Origin of the sequence: Bacteroides pyogenes DSM 20611 = JCM 6294 (genome assembly GCF_000428105.1) — a bacterium.
GTDB classification, from domain to species: domain Bacteria; phylum Bacteroidota; class Bacteroidia; order Bacteroidales; family Bacteroidaceae; genus Bacteroides; species Bacteroides pyogenes.
Map to the genome: position 1 here is coordinate 1 of NZ_ATZH01000051.1, position 16143 is coordinate 16143.

General features: G+C 48.7%; 11 protein-coding genes and 1 tRNA gene. 2 read left to right on the top strand and 10 right to left on the bottom strand.

Translation table 11 applies throughout. The annotated features are described in order from the left end of the window. Positions 1-164 precede the first annotated feature (164 nt). The 3 genes from C234_RS0112110 to pckA form a co-directional block, all read right to left on the bottom strand. Positions 165-1106, bottom strand: a complete 942-nt coding sequence (locus C234_RS0112110; protein ID WP_027325985.1) for a FecR family protein — start codon at positions 1104-1106, stop codon at positions 165-167. 242 nt (positions 1107-1348) lie between these two features. Then, a complete protein-coding gene (locus tag C234_RS0112115) occupies positions 1349-1927 on the bottom strand; it encodes an RNA polymerase sigma-70 factor (RefSeq protein WP_027325986.1) in 579 nt (192 codons plus the stop codon). A 166-nt stretch (positions 1928-2093) separates the two neighbouring features. Next, complete coding sequence (gene pckA, locus C234_RS0112120) at positions 2094-3701, bottom strand: phosphoenolpyruvate carboxykinase (ATP) (RefSeq protein ID WP_027325987.1); 1608 nt, start codon at positions 3699-3701, stop codon at positions 2094-2096. Between the two features lie 261 nt (positions 3702-3962). Here pckA and upp point away from each other — a divergent pair, with 261 nt between their 5' ends. Further along, on the top strand, positions 3963-4616 hold the full coding sequence (gene upp, locus C234_RS0112125) for a uracil phosphoribosyltransferase (RefSeq protein ID WP_027325988.1): 654 nt from the start codon (positions 3963-3965) through the stop codon (positions 4614-4616). A gap of 134 nt (positions 4617-4750) precedes the next feature. Here upp and C234_RS0112130 read toward each other — a convergent pair whose 3' ends face one another. From C234_RS0112130 to C234_RS0112145, 4 genes are all read right to left on the bottom strand, one after another. Then, positions 4751-7279, bottom strand: coding sequence for a YfhO family protein (locus C234_RS0112130; protein ID WP_027325989.1), 2529 nt, complete (start codon positions 7277-7279; stop codon positions 4751-4753). A 31-nt stretch (positions 7280-7310) separates the two neighbouring features. Beyond that, positions 7311-8732 carry an adenosylhomocysteinase gene (ahcY, locus tag C234_RS0112135; RefSeq protein ID WP_027325990.1) on the bottom strand — a complete coding sequence of 474 codons (1422 nt, stop codon included), beginning with the start codon at positions 8730-8732 and terminating at the stop codon, positions 7311-7313. A gap of 65 nt (positions 8733-8797) precedes the next feature. After that, a complete protein-coding gene (locus C234_RS0112140) occupies positions 8798-10483 on the bottom strand; it encodes a S41 family peptidase (RefSeq protein ID WP_027325991.1) in 1686 nt (561 codons plus the stop codon). Positions 10484-10526: 43 nt separating this feature from the next. Next, positions 10527-11516, bottom strand: a complete 990-nt coding sequence (locus C234_RS0112145) for an adenosine kinase (protein WP_027325992.1) — start codon at positions 11514-11516, stop codon at positions 10527-10529. Positions 11517-11593: 77 nt separating this feature from the next. On the opposite strand from C234_RS0112145, the gene C234_RS0112150 reads away from it, so the two are divergent. Then, a tRNA-Asn gene (locus tag C234_RS0112150) sits at positions 11594-11667 on the top strand. Between the two features lie 42 nt (positions 11668-11709). Here C234_RS0112150 and C234_RS0112155 read toward each other — a convergent pair. The 3 genes from C234_RS0112155 to C234_RS0112165 are packed head-to-tail and all read right to left on the bottom strand — an operon-like array spanning position 11710 to position 15116. Then, complete coding sequence (locus C234_RS0112155; RefSeq protein ID WP_034537616.1) at positions 11710-12420, bottom strand: ComF family protein; 711 nt, start codon at positions 12418-12420, stop codon at positions 11710-11712. A 21-nt stretch (positions 12421-12441) separates the two neighbouring features. Continuing rightward, complete coding sequence (locus tag C234_RS0112160) at positions 12442-13776, bottom strand: sensor histidine kinase (RefSeq protein WP_027325994.1); 1335 nt, start codon at positions 13774-13776, stop codon at positions 12442-12444. Between the two features lie 8 nt (positions 13777-13784). Further along, positions 13785-15116: a sigma-54-dependent transcriptional regulator gene (locus tag C234_RS0112165; RefSeq protein WP_027325995.1), complete on the bottom strand. Its 1332-nt coding sequence runs from the start codon at positions 15114-15116 to the stop codon at positions 13785-13787. Positions 15117-16143: the final 1027 nt, after the last annotated feature.

The window sequence follows — 16143 nt, forward strand, 5'->3', positions numbered from 1 at the left end:
TTATTTTTCATATTTTTACGATTAGATTGTAGATAAATGCTTTTCATGCAGGAGCGAAAAGCGTTTTCTTTCTCAAGATTTGGCAGATATTGGCAGTATCTGCCATTTTTGTTTGGATGGTGTGTATTTACATAGGCGCTACTGATTTTTAAAGGTTCAACAAATTATTCTATATAGATTATATTCGACTCTTCCGATCTCCGGAACGAGAACGGGATATCGCGCTGCAATACCCGTAACGCGTAATCCACTCCGTCGACCAACCTGAACTTACCGCTGATGACCGGGTTGTGCTTCATGCGTTTACTGAACGCAAAGCGTACATCGTAATACACTTCAAACTGTTTCAACACTTCGGAAAAGGGAAGATCCTTGAAACAGTAGAGTCCCTCTTTCCAGCGATAAACATCCATGTCTGTTATCTTTTCACGAATCAAGCTTCCGTCGGCCAGCATGACAGCCTTATCGTTGGGATGCAACATAAGTTCGGATGTAGGCGTGGACACCTTGACGCTTCCTTCCACCAACGACGTCTCAAAGCGGTTCGTTCGATTGTAGGCGTCGACATAGAATTTGGTGCCCAGTACCTCTACGTTTCCTTTGTCGGTGCATACCACAAAAGGCTTCTTCGGGTTACGGCTTACTTCGAAATAGGCTTCTCCATCGATACGCACCATACGCTTGTCGGACGCTCTGAAGCTTTGCGGATATTCCATCCGGGTCATGGCGTTGAGCCATACATGGGTGCCGTCTGCCAGCGTCAGGCTCACCCGCTGCCCTTGAGGAACGGCAACCGTATTCATCACTTCTTCTTTCATCGACTGTTCCAGAAGGTAATAGGCCGTTGTTACAGCCAATATAAAAACAGCTGCAATACCGGAAGCGGCGACAGCTATCCTCCTCCAAAGAAAACGGCGGCGGACATGGTTTTTTAAAACAGAGCCCGCATCTCCCCGAAGGATGAGGGCGTCAAACAGCTTCCGCTCGCGAAAGAATTCGCGACGGTGCTCGTCCGACTCTTCCAACCAAAGCCGGATTTTCATCTCTTCATCCGGCGTTGTGCGCTGGGAGAAAAAGCGATACAACAGTTCTTTATCCAAATGCATCAGAGTTTGCTGTTAAAAATAAAAAAGGAGACCTGTTTATATCAATAACACATAAACAAAAGGGCACCCTAGTTAATAAATGCAAAAAGAGGAGAAAAACGACGGGTATACATCTTCCGGTCGGTAGACATATATAGTCAGCCCGGTGGATATATATGCCCACCACGGTAGCCATATATACTCATCACCCATAGCCATATATACTCAGCAGGGTGGATATATATGGTTAATCCGCAGGCTGTCTACGAATAAACTTTCAATAAAAAAAGCAGGATGGGGAGAAAATCTTTCAACGCATGCTTCAATACCGAAGTTGCTTTGGAGATGTGATACTCTACTCCTTTGACAGACATGTTCATCTCCGCTGCTATCTCCCGGTGGCTCTTTTCTTCGAAACGGCTCATTATAAATATCCGCCGGGTAGTTTCGGGGAGCCTGCCCAACGCTTCATTCACCAACCGCTCTATTTCATCGGAGAAAAGCTCTTCCGGATCGCACGCTTCCAAAGTGGCGAGTTGCAGCGAAAGCTTCCAGGAGGCATGTTCCATCAGTTGATCGGAAACTTGCCGGCGGTATTGTTTATCTCGCAGATAATTGAGGCATTTATTCTTTATGGCGGTAAAGATGTAGGCTGAAGAATTGGTTCCGATATCCAACCGGCAGCGGTTTTCCCAATAATACATCATCGCCTCCATCACGATATCTTCCGCCGCCATGCGGTCGTCGACATACGTCGAGGCAAAGCGGACAAAGCGCGCATGGTTTTCCGTAAAAAGCCGGTTAAAGGAGATAATATCTGTGTGGTTCTCAGGCGAGTTCATACATCCGTTTCTTTATAAAAAGCAAAGATAGGACTAATTGTTCAAAAATTCAAACGAAAAGCATTTCATTATCCGTCCCCGAATCATCTGACCGGCCTGATAATAACCAAAAAGAAGGCGCCTTTTGCAAGACGCCTTCCATTGTGTGCTATGTCTAATATGCAAATTAGAGTTTCGGACCGGCAGCAACCAAAGCCTTACCGGCTTCGTTACCTGTAAACTTAGCGAAGTTCTTAATGAAACGTCCTGCCAAGTCTTTTGCTTTTTCTTCCCACTGAGCGGCATCGGCGTATGTGTCGCGAGGGTCAAGAATCTTCGGATCTACACCCGGAAGTTCTGTCGGAACAACAAAGTTGAAGTAAGGCATAACCTTTGTCGGAGCTTTGTCGATAGAACCGTCGAGGATAGCGTCGATGATACCGCGGGTATCTTTAATGGAGATACGTTTGCCCGTACCGTTCCAACCGGTGTTCACCAAGTATGCTTTCGCGCCGGCTTTCTTCATCTTCTTCACCAATTCCTCACCGTATTTAGTGGGGTGCAATGACAAGAAAGCAGCTCCGAAGCAAGCGGAGAATGTGGGAGTAGGCTCGGTGATACCGCGTTCCGTACCTGCCAACTTAGCAGTAAATCCTGAAAGGAAGTAATACTGAGTTTGTTCGGGGTTCAGGATAGATACCGGAGGCAATACGCCGAATGCGTCGGCCGACAGGAAGATCACTTGCTTAGCGTGAGGACCTTTAGATACCGGTTTAACGATATTATCGATATGATAGATAGGATAAGAAACACGAGTGTTTTCTGTTACCGACTTATCGGCAAAATTGATTTCGCCTTCAGCATTCACGGTACAGTTTTCCAACAGAGCGTCGCGCTTGATGGCGTTCCAGATGTCGGGTTCGCTTTCTTTATCCAAGTTGATAACCTTAGCGTAGCATCCGCCTTCGAAGTTGAAGATACCGTCATCGTCCCATCCGTGTTCATCATCACCGATCAACAGACGTTTCGGATCGGTAGACAAGGTAGTCTTACCGGTACCTGACAGACCGAAGAAAATAGCGGAGCTCTTACCTTCTTTGTCGGTATTTGCGGAACAGTGCATAGAAGCTATGCCTTCCAAAGGCAACAGATAGTTCATGTAAGAGAACATACCTTTCTTCATTTCACCGCCGTACCAAGTATTCAGAATTACCTGAATCTTTTCTGTCAAGTTGAACACAACAGCCGTTTCCGAGTTCAATCCCAGTTCTTTGTAGTTTTCAACTTTAGCTTTAGAAGCGTTCATGATCACGAAGTCGGGTTCACCGAAGCTTGCCAATTCCTCAGCGGTGGGACGGATAAACATATTCGTTACAAAGTGAGCCTGCCAAGCAACTTCCATGATGAAACGCAGTTTCAAACGAGTGTTTTCGTTAGCTCCGCAGAAAGCGTCAACAACATACAACTTTTTGTTGGAAAGTTCTTTGGTTGCCAATTCTTTCACCGCTTTCCAGCATTTCGCGTCAACCGGCTTGTTGTCGTTTTTATATTCTTCCGAAGTCCACCATACAGTATTTTCGCTGGTTTCGTCTTTTACAAAGAATTTATCTTTAGGAGAACGTCCGGTATAAACACCTGTCATAACGTTTACAGCTCCCATGTTAGTCACTTGCCCTTTTTCAAATCCTTCCAAACCCGGCTTTGTTTCTTCAGCGAACAAAACATCGTAAGACGGATTGTGAAGAATCTCGGTCACGCCGGTAATACCGTACTTGCTTAAATCTAAATTTGCCATTTCCTTTGAATTAATTAAAAAATTGGTATTTGTTTTTATTCTTTTCCTATTTCAATTCCGGACACAAAAATAGTACTTTCTTTTCAAAGCAAAAAAGAATTAGAGAAATTTTTCTCTAATTGTGTCTCTTTTATCAAATCCTAACAATATATGCAACCTGAATATTGCAAATTAGCGAGATTATCACTTACTTTGCAATCCGGTACGAAGTCACTAAAGGCTGGCAAGCAGCCTCTTCGGAATAAAATACAAGAAGAATATATGAAAGTAATTGATTTTAGCCGGACAAACTCCATTTTGAACCAGTATGTTTCGGAAATCAGAAATGTAGAAGTACAAAACGACCGCCTGCGCTTTCGCCGCAACATCGAACGAATCGGTGAAGTAATGGCTTACGAAATGAGTAAAGAATTCCAATATTCGGTAAAAAACATCCAAACCCCATTGGGGATCGCTCCGGTCAGTACGCCCGACAATCGGTTGGTCATCAGCACCATTCTCCGTGCGGGACTTCCTTTCCACCAAGGATTCCTCAGGTATTTCGATTATGCCGAAAATGCATTCGTTTCCGCTTACCGCAAATACAAGGATACGTTAAAGTTCGATATACACATCGAATACATCGCCTCTCCGCGCATCGACGAAAAGACATTGATCATTACAGATCCGATGCTCGCTACGGGCAGCAGCATGGAGCTTAGCTATCAGGCCATGCTGACAAAAGGTAAACCGAGCAACATCCACATAGCTTCCATCATTGCCAGCCAGCAGGCTATCGACCATATCTGCGAAGTGTTCCCCGAGGACAAAACAACCATCTGGTGCGCCGCCATCGACCCCGAAATCAACGACCATTCTTACATCGTTCCGGGGCTGGGAGACGCGGGCGATCTCGCATACGGGGAGAAGGAGTAAACAATGACAGGCAAGGCTTGACAGTACAAACGCATTTAATTTTGTCCACATCAGGCTGCATGGGGTTGAAACCATAAAAAAGGACGTAGCATAATGCAAAAACACAAAGTGTGGCTGTCAGATAGTTAGCGCTATCAAAGGGATGAAGTTCTCTTTGATAGCGCGGTTGTTTTACACCGGTTCTTCCACCACAAACCGACCCAGACCAATCCTCCGGCAAACAGGAGCAGCAAAGACAAATAAGCGATAGTCTCCGTCACATGAAGGCTTTGCGGGTCGAACCACATTTCGACACGATGTTCTCCGGCGGACAGATGGATCGCGCGCAATACATAGTCGGCTCTGGCGATATCGACGGGATTGCCGTCGACCGTCGCCTGCCAGCCGGGGTAATAGATTTCGGAGAATACCGCCACGCCGTCTTTCGCCGTCGAAGTCTCGTACACCAGGCGATTGGGCTCGTAGCTCACAAGGCGGATGGACGAGAGAGTATCTTTATATCCATCGGTAACGCCTTTCAGCTGATTCCTGAACTTCGTGTCGACCACAGCTGTTTCCGTCGGCACGATATGCGCCAACACATCAATCTCTTCGTTCGCGTTATCGACATATTGCACTTTATCCACAAACCAGGCATTTCCGTACGCATAAGGGTTCTCAACGGGAACAGTCTGTCCCTGATTTCCGGCAGGGAAAATGAAATACTTCGTATTCAGCATATTCAGCACCCGGAACTTGGAAGCATCCACGCTATCCATCCTGCCGGCTGCGGAAGCAACGGCACGATACGTCTCCTGCATCTCGGGCGCGATGTGACGGTCGATCAGCTCCTGATAGCGACGCAGTTTGGCGGCATGATAACCGCCTACGCTCTTGTGCCAATAGGCCGTGTTGTTTTCGTTGAATGTATTGGTGGCGAAGTTCAGCACGCGATAGTTCAAACCGGAATCCCGGAGAATCAGTTCATCGGTCTGTGTCTTGCGGAATACGTCCGTTTGCCGGGATTTGGGGATAAACTCCTCATCATACAGATACCGTTTGTTGATTCCCCACATGTCGATGAGGCAAAGCAATGCGATGCCCGCCACCGTATAAGCAGCCTTCAGCTTACCTTGACGATAGAGAAGCAGCAGTCCGCATCCCAACACGACAATGAACAGGCTGCGCCAGGCATCGGATGTCAGCAAGGCTTCGCGCATCTCATTCAGGTTGGCAAGCACAGGAGCCAACTGCTCGGCAGGTATTCCCTGTTGCAGCGCCGCCATCTCCTGAGCAGGCACGTAGCCGGAAAAGAAAATACCCGGAGCCACCGCCAAAATAAAGGCAACGCCTGCGGTAAGAGCGAAGCTCACTATCAGTCCGGTACAGTTTTCTTTCCATTTCAACGCGTCGGGACGGGTGAATACCTCTTTCAAAGCCAGCACCGCCAGCAAGGGAATGGTAAATTCCGCCACCACCAGGATGGAAGACACCGCCCTGAATTTGTTGTACATCGGAACGTAGTCGATGAAGAAGTCCGTCAGCCCCATGAAGTTCTTTCCCCACGAAAGAAGAACGGAGAAGAGGGTAGCTCCTATCAACGCCCACTTCAACGGACCTTTGACAATGAAGCACCCCAGAAAGAAAAGGAAAAGGACAAAGGCACCCACATACACGGGACCTGCCGTCATCGGCTGATCGCCGAAATACTGCGTCAGTTGCGAATACAGTCCGCCGTACATCGGATTCGCCTTTTCCATCGCAGTCTTGCTTTTCGACAGAGGAACCGACGCCCCACCCTTTACGTTAGGCACGAGGAAAGTGAGCGTTTCATCGATTCCATAGCTCCATTGCGTGATATAATCGCGGTTGAGCCCGCTGCTCGTTTGAGCGGCGGCAGCTCCTTCATGCTTCAGCTCGCTTTTTCCCCGCATGGTTTCCTTGCTGTACTCATACGTATGATACAGATTCGACAGGTTAGCGCATACGCCAATCAGCCCCGCCAGCACAAGCACGGTGCTCGCTTTGAAAAAATGGGGCAGTTCTTTATTTCTGTAAGCCTCTTCGAAATAGGCTCCCACCATAAACAAGATGAGAAAAAAGAAATAATAACTCATCTGAATGTGGTTCGACTGGATTTGAAGGGCGACAAACAGGGCTGTAACGATGCCCCCCAGCAGGTATTTCTTCCTGTACGCCAACACCATCCCGGCAATCGTAGGCGGGATATAGGCCAGCGTTACGAACTTCCAGATATGCCCCGCCGAAATGAGGATAAAGAAGTAGGAGGAAAAGGCCCAGATCACTCCGCCCAAGCCGGACAGCCAGGGCGACAGGCCGAACGCCCGCAACAGGATGTAGAAGCCGAGCATCATGATGAACGTCAGCACCACGTAAGGAGGAAGATAGAGTTGATAGATATTCTCTATCCACTTCAACGGCTTCGTAGAGTCGTAGCTCGGAGACATCTGGTAAGTGGGCATGCCTCCGAAGATGGCGTTCGTCCAACGGGTACGTTCGCCCGTGCGCTCGAAGTATTCCGTGGCTTCCTGCCCGGCGCCGACTCCCGCCACCGAATCGTGCTGAAACAAAACGCGTCCTTCGATATTCGCCGGAAAGAAATAGGCAAAAGAAAGAATGACAAAAGCCAGAACGGCAATCAGGTCGGGAAGGATTCTCTTCATATACACTCGCTTTTTACACATCCTCGTTGAATTAGTATCTATAATGTTCAGCCTTATAAGGGCCATCCACCGGAACACCGATATAAGCAGCCTGAGCGGGGGTCAGCTTCGTGAGCTTCACGCCGATCTTCTCCAGATGCAGGCGGGCCACCTCTTCGTCGAGATGCTTCGGCAGGCGGTAAACATCTACTTCGTACTTCTTGTTGAAGAGTTCGATCTGCGCCAGCGTCTGATTGGTGAACGAGTTGCTCATGACGAACGACGGGTGGCCGGTGGCGCATCCCAGATTGACAAGACGCCCGTCCGCCAGCAAGATGATGCTATGCCCGTCGGGGAAGAAGTAACGGTCTACCTGCGGCTTGACAGTTACGCGGCGGATACCCGGATAACGCTTCAGGGCGTCTACCTGTATTTCATTATCGAAGTGACCGATGTTGCATACGATGGCCTGGTCTTTCATTTTCTCCATGTGGTCGATGCGAACGATGTCGATGTTGCCCGTTGTGGTGACAAAGATATTTCCTTCCGTACATGCCTCTTCCATGGTCACCACTTCAAATCCTTCCATGGCTGCCTGCAACGCGCAGATGGGATCGACCTCCGTCACCAGCACGCGCGCGCCGTAAGAACGCATCGAGTGAGAGCATCCTTTGCCCACATCGCCATAACCGCACACAACCACTACCTTGCCCGCAATCATCACGTCGGTAGCGCGCTTGATACCGTCGGCGAGCGACTCGCGGCATCCGTACAGATTGTCGAACTTCGACTTCGTCACAGAGTCGTTTACGTTGAATGCCGGGAAAAGGAGCTTGCCTTCTTCCTTCATCTGATACAGGCGATGAACACCGGTCGTCGTCTCTTCCGATACGCCGCGCACTTCGGCTGCCACCCGGCGCCAGCGGCTTCCATCCTCCGCCAACACTCTCTTCAGGATGGCGTTCAGCTCTATCTCGTCTTCGGCATGTGCCTCTTTGTCGAGCACCGCAGCGTTGCTTTCGGCTTCGAAACCGACATGGATCATCATCGTGGCGTCGCCTCCGTCGTCTACAATGACCGTAGGACCCTTGCCGCCGGGGAAGCTCAATGCCTGCAACGTACACCACCAGTAGTCCGCCAAAGTTTCGCCTTTCCATGCAAAAACGGGAACTCCCGAAGCGGCAATCGCCGCCGCCGCATGATCTTGCGTGGAGTAGATATTGCAAGAACACCAGCGCACATCGGCTCCCAAGGCCACCAGCGTCTCGATGAGCACCGCCGTCTGGATGGTCATGTGCAGCGAGCCCATGATACGCGCGCCTTTCAACGGTTTTGTTTCTCCGTACTTCTCGCGCAACGCCATCAGGCCCGGCATCTCTTTTTCCGCCAGTTCAATCTCTTTGCGCCCGAAATCGGCAAGACTCATATCTGCCACTTTATAAGGCAGTGTGGTAAACAATTCTTCTGTAGACATATCGTTTTCTTTTCTTGATTTGTATAGTTTCTTTTTTCCAATTATTGTGTCACTGTGCTTTGCAATTATTGTGTCACTGTGCCGCCAAGTATCTCTTTATATTTCACCGGGTCGCCCAGAATCTTCAAAGCCGCCTGCAGGTCGGCGTCATCCTTCAACTGCCGGATGATGCTTCCTCTCTGGTAATAATAACGTTTGACGATTTCGTTGTTTATCATCTTCCTGATGTTCTTCGAGAAATAATCCAAGTCGCGGTCCAAGTCATGGCTCAACTTCTTCTCCAATGCGCTGAATTCTGCCGAAGCATCTTTCATATATCCTTCGAATTCCGCCGCTTCCTTCAGCGTCTTCAAAATCTTTTCGCTCTGTTGGTCGTATTTGAATCCGGCTTTCTTCACCATTGCCTTGAAATCGCCGTAGTCGGCATCGGTTATTTCGAACTTCTCCGGCGCAGCTATCGAGGCATGCTTCAGACAATAACCGGTAGCATAATCGAAAATCAGGTTATCGCGTATGAGGTAAAACAGAATATTCGGCAGCTTTTCCTGCTTCACCACCGTGTCGGGCAGAATTCCGCCTCCGTCGCGCACTTCCCTGCCGGCAGCCGTATGAAACACCTTCGTCAAGCTGTCGGGTATGGCTCCCACGCTTCCATCCGGATTGCGATGTTTGTAGTCGATGGCCTGCACGCACCGTCCGCTCGGAATATAATATTTGGATGTCGTCACCTTCATCGTTCCTCCGTAGGGCAGCGAACGCGGTACTTGCACCAAACCTTTGCCAAACGTGCGGTTGCCCACAATCACGGCACGGTCGAAATCCTGCAAAGATCCCGAAAGGATTTCGGAAGCCGACGCCGTGGCGCTGCTTACCAATACGGCAATCGGGATGTCCGGATCCAGCGGTTCGCGCAACGTTTTGTATGTGTTGCCTGCCTGTTTGATCTTCCCTTTCGTCGTGACGATGGTCTTGCCGCGGGGCAAAAAGAAATTGGCTACCTCCACCGCCTCATCCAGCAGTCCTCCGCCATTGGCGCGCAAGTCGATTACAAGCGAAGCCGCCCCCTGTTTCTTCAGATCCAGAAACGCCTTTTTAAAATCTTTGGAAGGATTGCCGGAGAAGGTGCTCAGGTTGATATACCCCACATTCCCTTCCATCATCGTAGTATAAGGTATAGGAGGAGTCTGAATAGTCTGTCTCACGATTTCGAATTCCATCGGCGTACGTCCGCCTTTCTCGTTGGGGCGCTCCACCTTCAGTTTAAAGCTCGTACCGACCTGTCCCCGCAGCATCTGGCTCACTTGGGCGTTGTCTTTGCCGGCGAGGTCTTCTCCATCGATCTCCATCAGAATATCTCCCGCTTTCAATCCGGCTTTTGCTGCCGGAGTGCCCTCGAAAGGTTCGGCAATCATCGAACGTTTCAGCTTCGTATTGTAAGTAATCAAAGACCCTATACCTCCAAAGCTGCCTTTTACCATTTGCTCCAATTCGCTTTGGTCTTCTTCCGGGAAATACTCCGTATAAGGGTCGAGCGAGAAAAGCATATTGTCGATTCCCTCCCGAACGGTTTTATCCGGATTGATCGTATCCACGTAGAACATGTCCAGCTCCTTCACTATCGCATTGAAGATATCCAGATTCTTAGCTATCCGGAACACTCGGTCGTCGCCGCTTTTGAAGCTGAAAAAGGCGACAACGGACACTACAGCCGCAACAGCAGCAATGATCCGTATATTCAGCAGTTTTTTCATATTTTTTCCTTAAAATGAGAAGTAAAAATAACTCAATCCTCAACTATTCCGTCAAAACGCGGTCTATATTTAACTTTATTTCATCCCAACGCTCGCGGGGCATGGTTGTTCCAACCACCTGAATCACGTTACCGGAAAGAATCGAACCTATCTTGGCACACTTCTCCAGAGAATAACCACAGGTCAATCCGTAGAGAAAGCCCGAAGCGAAATAATCTCCGGCGCCGGTCGTATCTACCACATTGCCCACCGGAATGGCGGAAACCTTAATCTCCTCCGTCCCCTTGCGAATGTACGACCCTTTCGCACCGATCTTCACAATGGCAATGCTGCACTTCTTTCCCATCAGCTTCAACGCCTCTTCCGGCTCTTTGCCGGTAAACGCCTTCGCCTCTTCCTCGTTGGCAAAAACAATATCTACATATTTATTGATGAGCAAGGTAAAGAACTCCATGTCGCTCGCCACAATATTGTAACTCGCCATATCCAGGCAAATTTGCAGTCCGGCTTCCTTCGCCAGCTCGATGGCGCGGATAATCATCTCGTGGTCCTGCACCAGATACCCTTCGATAAACAAATACGAGTAACCCTTAAACATATCCGGTGTCAAATCTTCCGCTTTCAAGGCAGAGGCCGCCCCCAGATACGTGCCGAACGTACGTTCCCCATCGGGCGAAATAAAGGTAGACGCCACCCCCGAAGGCAATTCCGCGGATGTCAGCAATTTGTCTTCGATGCTGTTTTTCTGCAGATTCTCCCGGAAAAAAGCTCCATATTCATCGTTTCCCACTTTTCCGATAAAGCCCGTGCCCGCTCCGAGGCAAGCCAACCCCAGAATGGCGTTTCCGGCCGACCCGCCCGTAGCTACGTGAGTTTTCATCTGCGAGAACTTCGAATTGATCTGCTGCAGCTTATCGTCATTAATCAATTGCATGCTCCCTTTGGGCAACCCCATTTCGTGCAAAAGCGAATCGTCTTTCAGAGTAGCGAGTACATCGACAAGGGCATTGCCCAGTCCTATTATTTTGTCCATTATCCATATTTTTTTTGCAAAGATATTGCATATTTCAAAATATCCTATTACTTTTGCAGCGCAATTGAGAAAAACATTCTTCCTTAGCTCAGTCGGTTAGAGCATCTGACTGTTAATCAGAGGGTCCTTGGTTCAAGTCCAAGAGGAAGAGCAAAAAGGTTCACTTGCAAAGTGAGCCTTTTTTATTGCCTTTTCATTCCGCCATGGCAAGCGTCAAGATACTCACGCGCACCCCTTCCTGTGAAAGCAAAGAATTGGCGCACGCCACCGTCGTAGCTCCCGTAGTCAGCACGTCGTCTACAATCAGCACATGCTTTCCTGCAAAACGTTCGGGATGAACAACGCTGAAAATGCCATCCACATTCTCCCAACGGGCGAAAGCCGATTTGCTGGTCTGCGTTTCCGTATGCCTGCAACGCACCACCGAACCGGATTCGACAGGCAGGCCCGTCACACCGGATATGCCGCGCGCTATCCATTCGCTCTGATTGTATCCCCGCGCCTGTAGTTTCTTCCGATGAAGGGGTACGGGAACTATCACATCCATCCCCGAGAAAAAGCCGGAACTTGCCAGTTCCGACGCCATGTACCGCCCCATCACTTCACCTGTCTCTTTCTCTCCTCCATACTTCAAGCGGTGCAGAATATGCCGGTAGTCGCTTCCTTTGCGGTAGAAGAAGAAAGAAGAAGCCCGTTCCACCGGTATCTTTCCCCAGAAAAGCTGTTCCGCCGGATTGTCTTTACGAAGATGATAGCCCGTGCGGGGCAGATTGATGTTGCACATCGTGCAGATGCACGCTTCGCCCTGCGCCAACGGACCGCCGCATACCACGCAGCAGCGGGGAAACAAAAGGCTCACAAAAGCTGCAAGCCACTTTTTGATGACGGACGTACATGTTATCATAGCATTCATGCCTGCGATTTCTTATTTTCCATCATTTTCCGATTCATCGACTTCCGGCTTATATTCCACCGTAAAAGTAGTGCGCCCCGGACGGCTTTCCGACAAATAAAAGGCGCCTTCATGCCTTTGGATTATTTCACGGCACAGGCTAAGCCCGATTCCCATTCCCTCTTTCTTCGTAGAGAAAAATGGAACGAATATCTTCTCTCGTATTTCATCCGGAATGCCCGGCCCGTTGTCTGTAAAAGAGATAAGAAGCGGATCCGTACCGTCGATACGCACGAGTATCTCTCCCGCATTGTGTCCGGAGAGTGCCTGAACGCTGTTTTTCAACAAGTTCAGAAAAACCTGCGACAATTGTTTCTTATCGCCCGATACGAAGACTTCGGACGGAGCGTTTAGGGTAAAGCGAATCTGCTGTCTTTCAAAATCGGGTTGCAACAGATACGACAGCTCGCGCAACAGGCCGGTAAGCGAAAAGCGTTCTTTCCGGGGTGCGGGCAAACAGGAAAACTTTCGGTAAGAAGAGGTAAATTCCAGCAACCGCTCGCTTTGCTCACGGATAACAGAAAGTCCCCGCATGGTTTTTTCATCCACTCCCGGACGCGAAGTGAGCGTCTGCGACAAGGACACGACGGGAGCTATGGCGTTCATAATCTCATGCGTAAGCACACGGGTCAGCTTATTCCACGAGTCGCTCTCCTTATCGCTCAGCTGGCGGCTGATATCTTTGATCGACAATAGGGTAACAACCTCCTGCTCCAGCATCATTGTGTTCAACGAAAGAGAGAGCTGCCTGTGGTGAACGGATGTCAGCAGGCAAGAGCGCAACTTCTTATCCTTCTGCCTCACATACTTGCCCAATTCCGGGTAAAGGCGTTCCAGCTGATGAAAAAACACCAGCTGCTCTATGCCCAGCAAACGAAGCGCAGAGGTGTTCGCCAGAATAATCTTTCCCTCTCCGTTCCAAGCCAAAGCCCCGTCGGGGAGTTCCTCAAAAAGAGAAAAGTAAAACCGCTCCTGTTGCCGCACTTGTTTCTTCATGCTGCCCAGCAAGTCGTTGACACGATTCAGAGAACGGCAAAGCTCATTCATATCGGCATCAGAAGAAGATCCGTCGAAACAAAGCGTATGCTCTTTATCTTCTATGGCGTCGAAAAACAGCTTCAGCTTCATCTGAAACGCATTCAGCCGGCGCACCAAAGCAGCCGCCAAGAACAAAGAAGAGACGATCAGGAGAATACCTATTATTATAGCCCGATGCGTAAATACCAGATACATGCTACAAAAGACTGCCGTCGATATCAGCGACACATACCCCAGAATCATTCCATATACCCGTCGGTTGAACTTCATCGTCAGCTTTAAAGTTTGAAACGTTTGATTTTGTTGTACAACGTCTGCCGGCTGATACCCAGCTGCCCGGCTGTGGCGGTGAGGTTGCCGTCGTTCTGCCGGATTGCCGTTTCGATGGCGCGACGCTCCACCTCCTCCAGATTAGGCACTGTCGCAGACAATGGCGGAATCCAAGTCTGCTTCACGAGGACATCTTTCGGACGGATCACGTTGTCCTCACACAGAATCACAGCTTTCTCGATGGTGTGCTGAAGTTCGCGGATATTTCCCGGCCAATGATAAGCGCATAGTTTTTCGAGAGCGTGTTCGTGCAGCGACAAATCTTTCCGTTGATATCCGGCGGAATAATGCTTCAGAAAACAATCGGCAAACAGAGGAATATCCTCTGCCCGCTCCCTCAAAGGGGGAAGTACCAGATGAATGGTGTTCAGCCGGTACAGCAAATCTTCACGAAACGTACCGTCATGCACCATCTCATCGACAGGGCGATTGGTGGCGGAGAGAAGACGGATATCCACAGGGATTGCCTTGTTACTGCCTATACGGGTCACACAACGGCTTTGCAACACTGTGAGCAACTTAGCCTGAGCCGTCATAGACAGATTGCCTATTTCATCCATGAACAGGCTGCTGCCCGATGCCGCTTCGAACTTTCCCGGACGGCTCTCATAAGCATCGGTAAACGCGCCCCGTTCATGTCCGAAAAGTTCGCTTTCAAATAAACTCTCGCTGATAGCACCCATATCCACAGTCACCATTTCGCGCCTGCTTCGTCTCGAAAGGCGATGGATTTCGCGCGCCAGCATCTCTTTTCCCGTGCCGTTTTCTCCGGTTATCAACACATTGGCATCGGTCGCCGACACCTTACGCACTACCTTCATCAACTGTTGCATGGCAGCAGATTTCCCGACAATCATCTCCGACTTACACGAAGAAACCGCCGGCACTTCTTTCCTCTTTCGGCTGTCGAAAGCTTCCTTCACTTTCTCTATCAGCATTCCATTGTCCCATGGTTTCAGCAAAAAATCCGCCGCTTTGTTCTTCAATGCTTTTACGGCAAGCTCCACATCCCCGTAGGCCGTGAGCATAATCACAGGAAGATCCGGCGCCTGCTCGTGAATCCGGCTCAACCAATAAAGCCCTTCGTTGCCGCTGTTGATACCCGCCGAGAAGTTCATATCGAGAATCACCACGTCTACCTGCTCTTTCTGAAGCACAGGCAATATCCTGCCCGGATGAGCTACTGTCTTTACATCGCTGAATTCCGTTTCGAGCAGCATTTCGAGCGAAGCAAGCACCCCTTTATTATCGTCCACGACGAGAATGGTTCCTTTTTTCATCATTTCTTGCGTTTTCAGCCGTAAAGATATCGGCTTTTCAAAGGTTCTCCAAGAGTGGCGTCCAATTATTGGACAGTTTTCTCCAACTTCTTCGGATTGTATTTTAATTTATATTCACTCCGGACATAGTGCCTTTTGCAAAAATAGGCAAAATAGTCTGAATTGACAGAGCATTACAGACAAATCCGCATTGAATCGCTCCCCCAAAGAGACACAATGGACTTTAGAAAAAAAGCCCGCGGGCTTTGAAAAAAAGGCGGCGGGCTTTAGAAAAAAGGCGGCGGGCTTTGAAATCAAACACGCTGATGTTTGAAATGAAAGGCGGCGGGCTTTGAAAGGTAAAGAGCCATAGAGTTTGCACGAATAAAGGGAAGCGCTTTTCAAGCTTTGCTTTAAACCTGAAACGATCCTAATTTGTAAATATAATATACCTATCCAATCCTTGTTTGCAAAACATTTCTTGTATCAGAATCCGCCGGTTTTCGTGGTTTTTAAAAACGCCAAAACGCCAAAACGCCCTTATGACTGTTTTAAAATGACACCTTCCATTCAGAAGAAGGGATAAATACTTAATTATCAGCAAATAGCACAACAAATCAGCCTTATAAAAGAAAGATTTCGCACTTGGCTTTTTGACGCGACATCATCGGATGATTTGACGGTCCAAACAGGGAGAGAGCGAATAGAAAAGAGTATCATATTGTAAATATTATTCACCTTTTAATAAAACAGCTTTTTTGCGCAATATATATGGCATTTTATCCGAATTTCCAACAAACAGTTCCAAAGAGAAGAGGCAATGGATCACATAAATCCGGCTTTTCAAACGCCCCCTGCATTCAATTGTTGCATAAAAAAACAGTCATAAGGGCGTTTTGACGTTTTGGCACTTTCGAGAGAGAATATTTTTGCGAATCACTCTTCGTCTATTTATTTATAAACAACTGATAATCTTACATATAAAAAGACAATCAACCGTTTGGTCAGCTCTTTCCCTCACTTATTCGGGCAAAAAGTAGACGTAAAC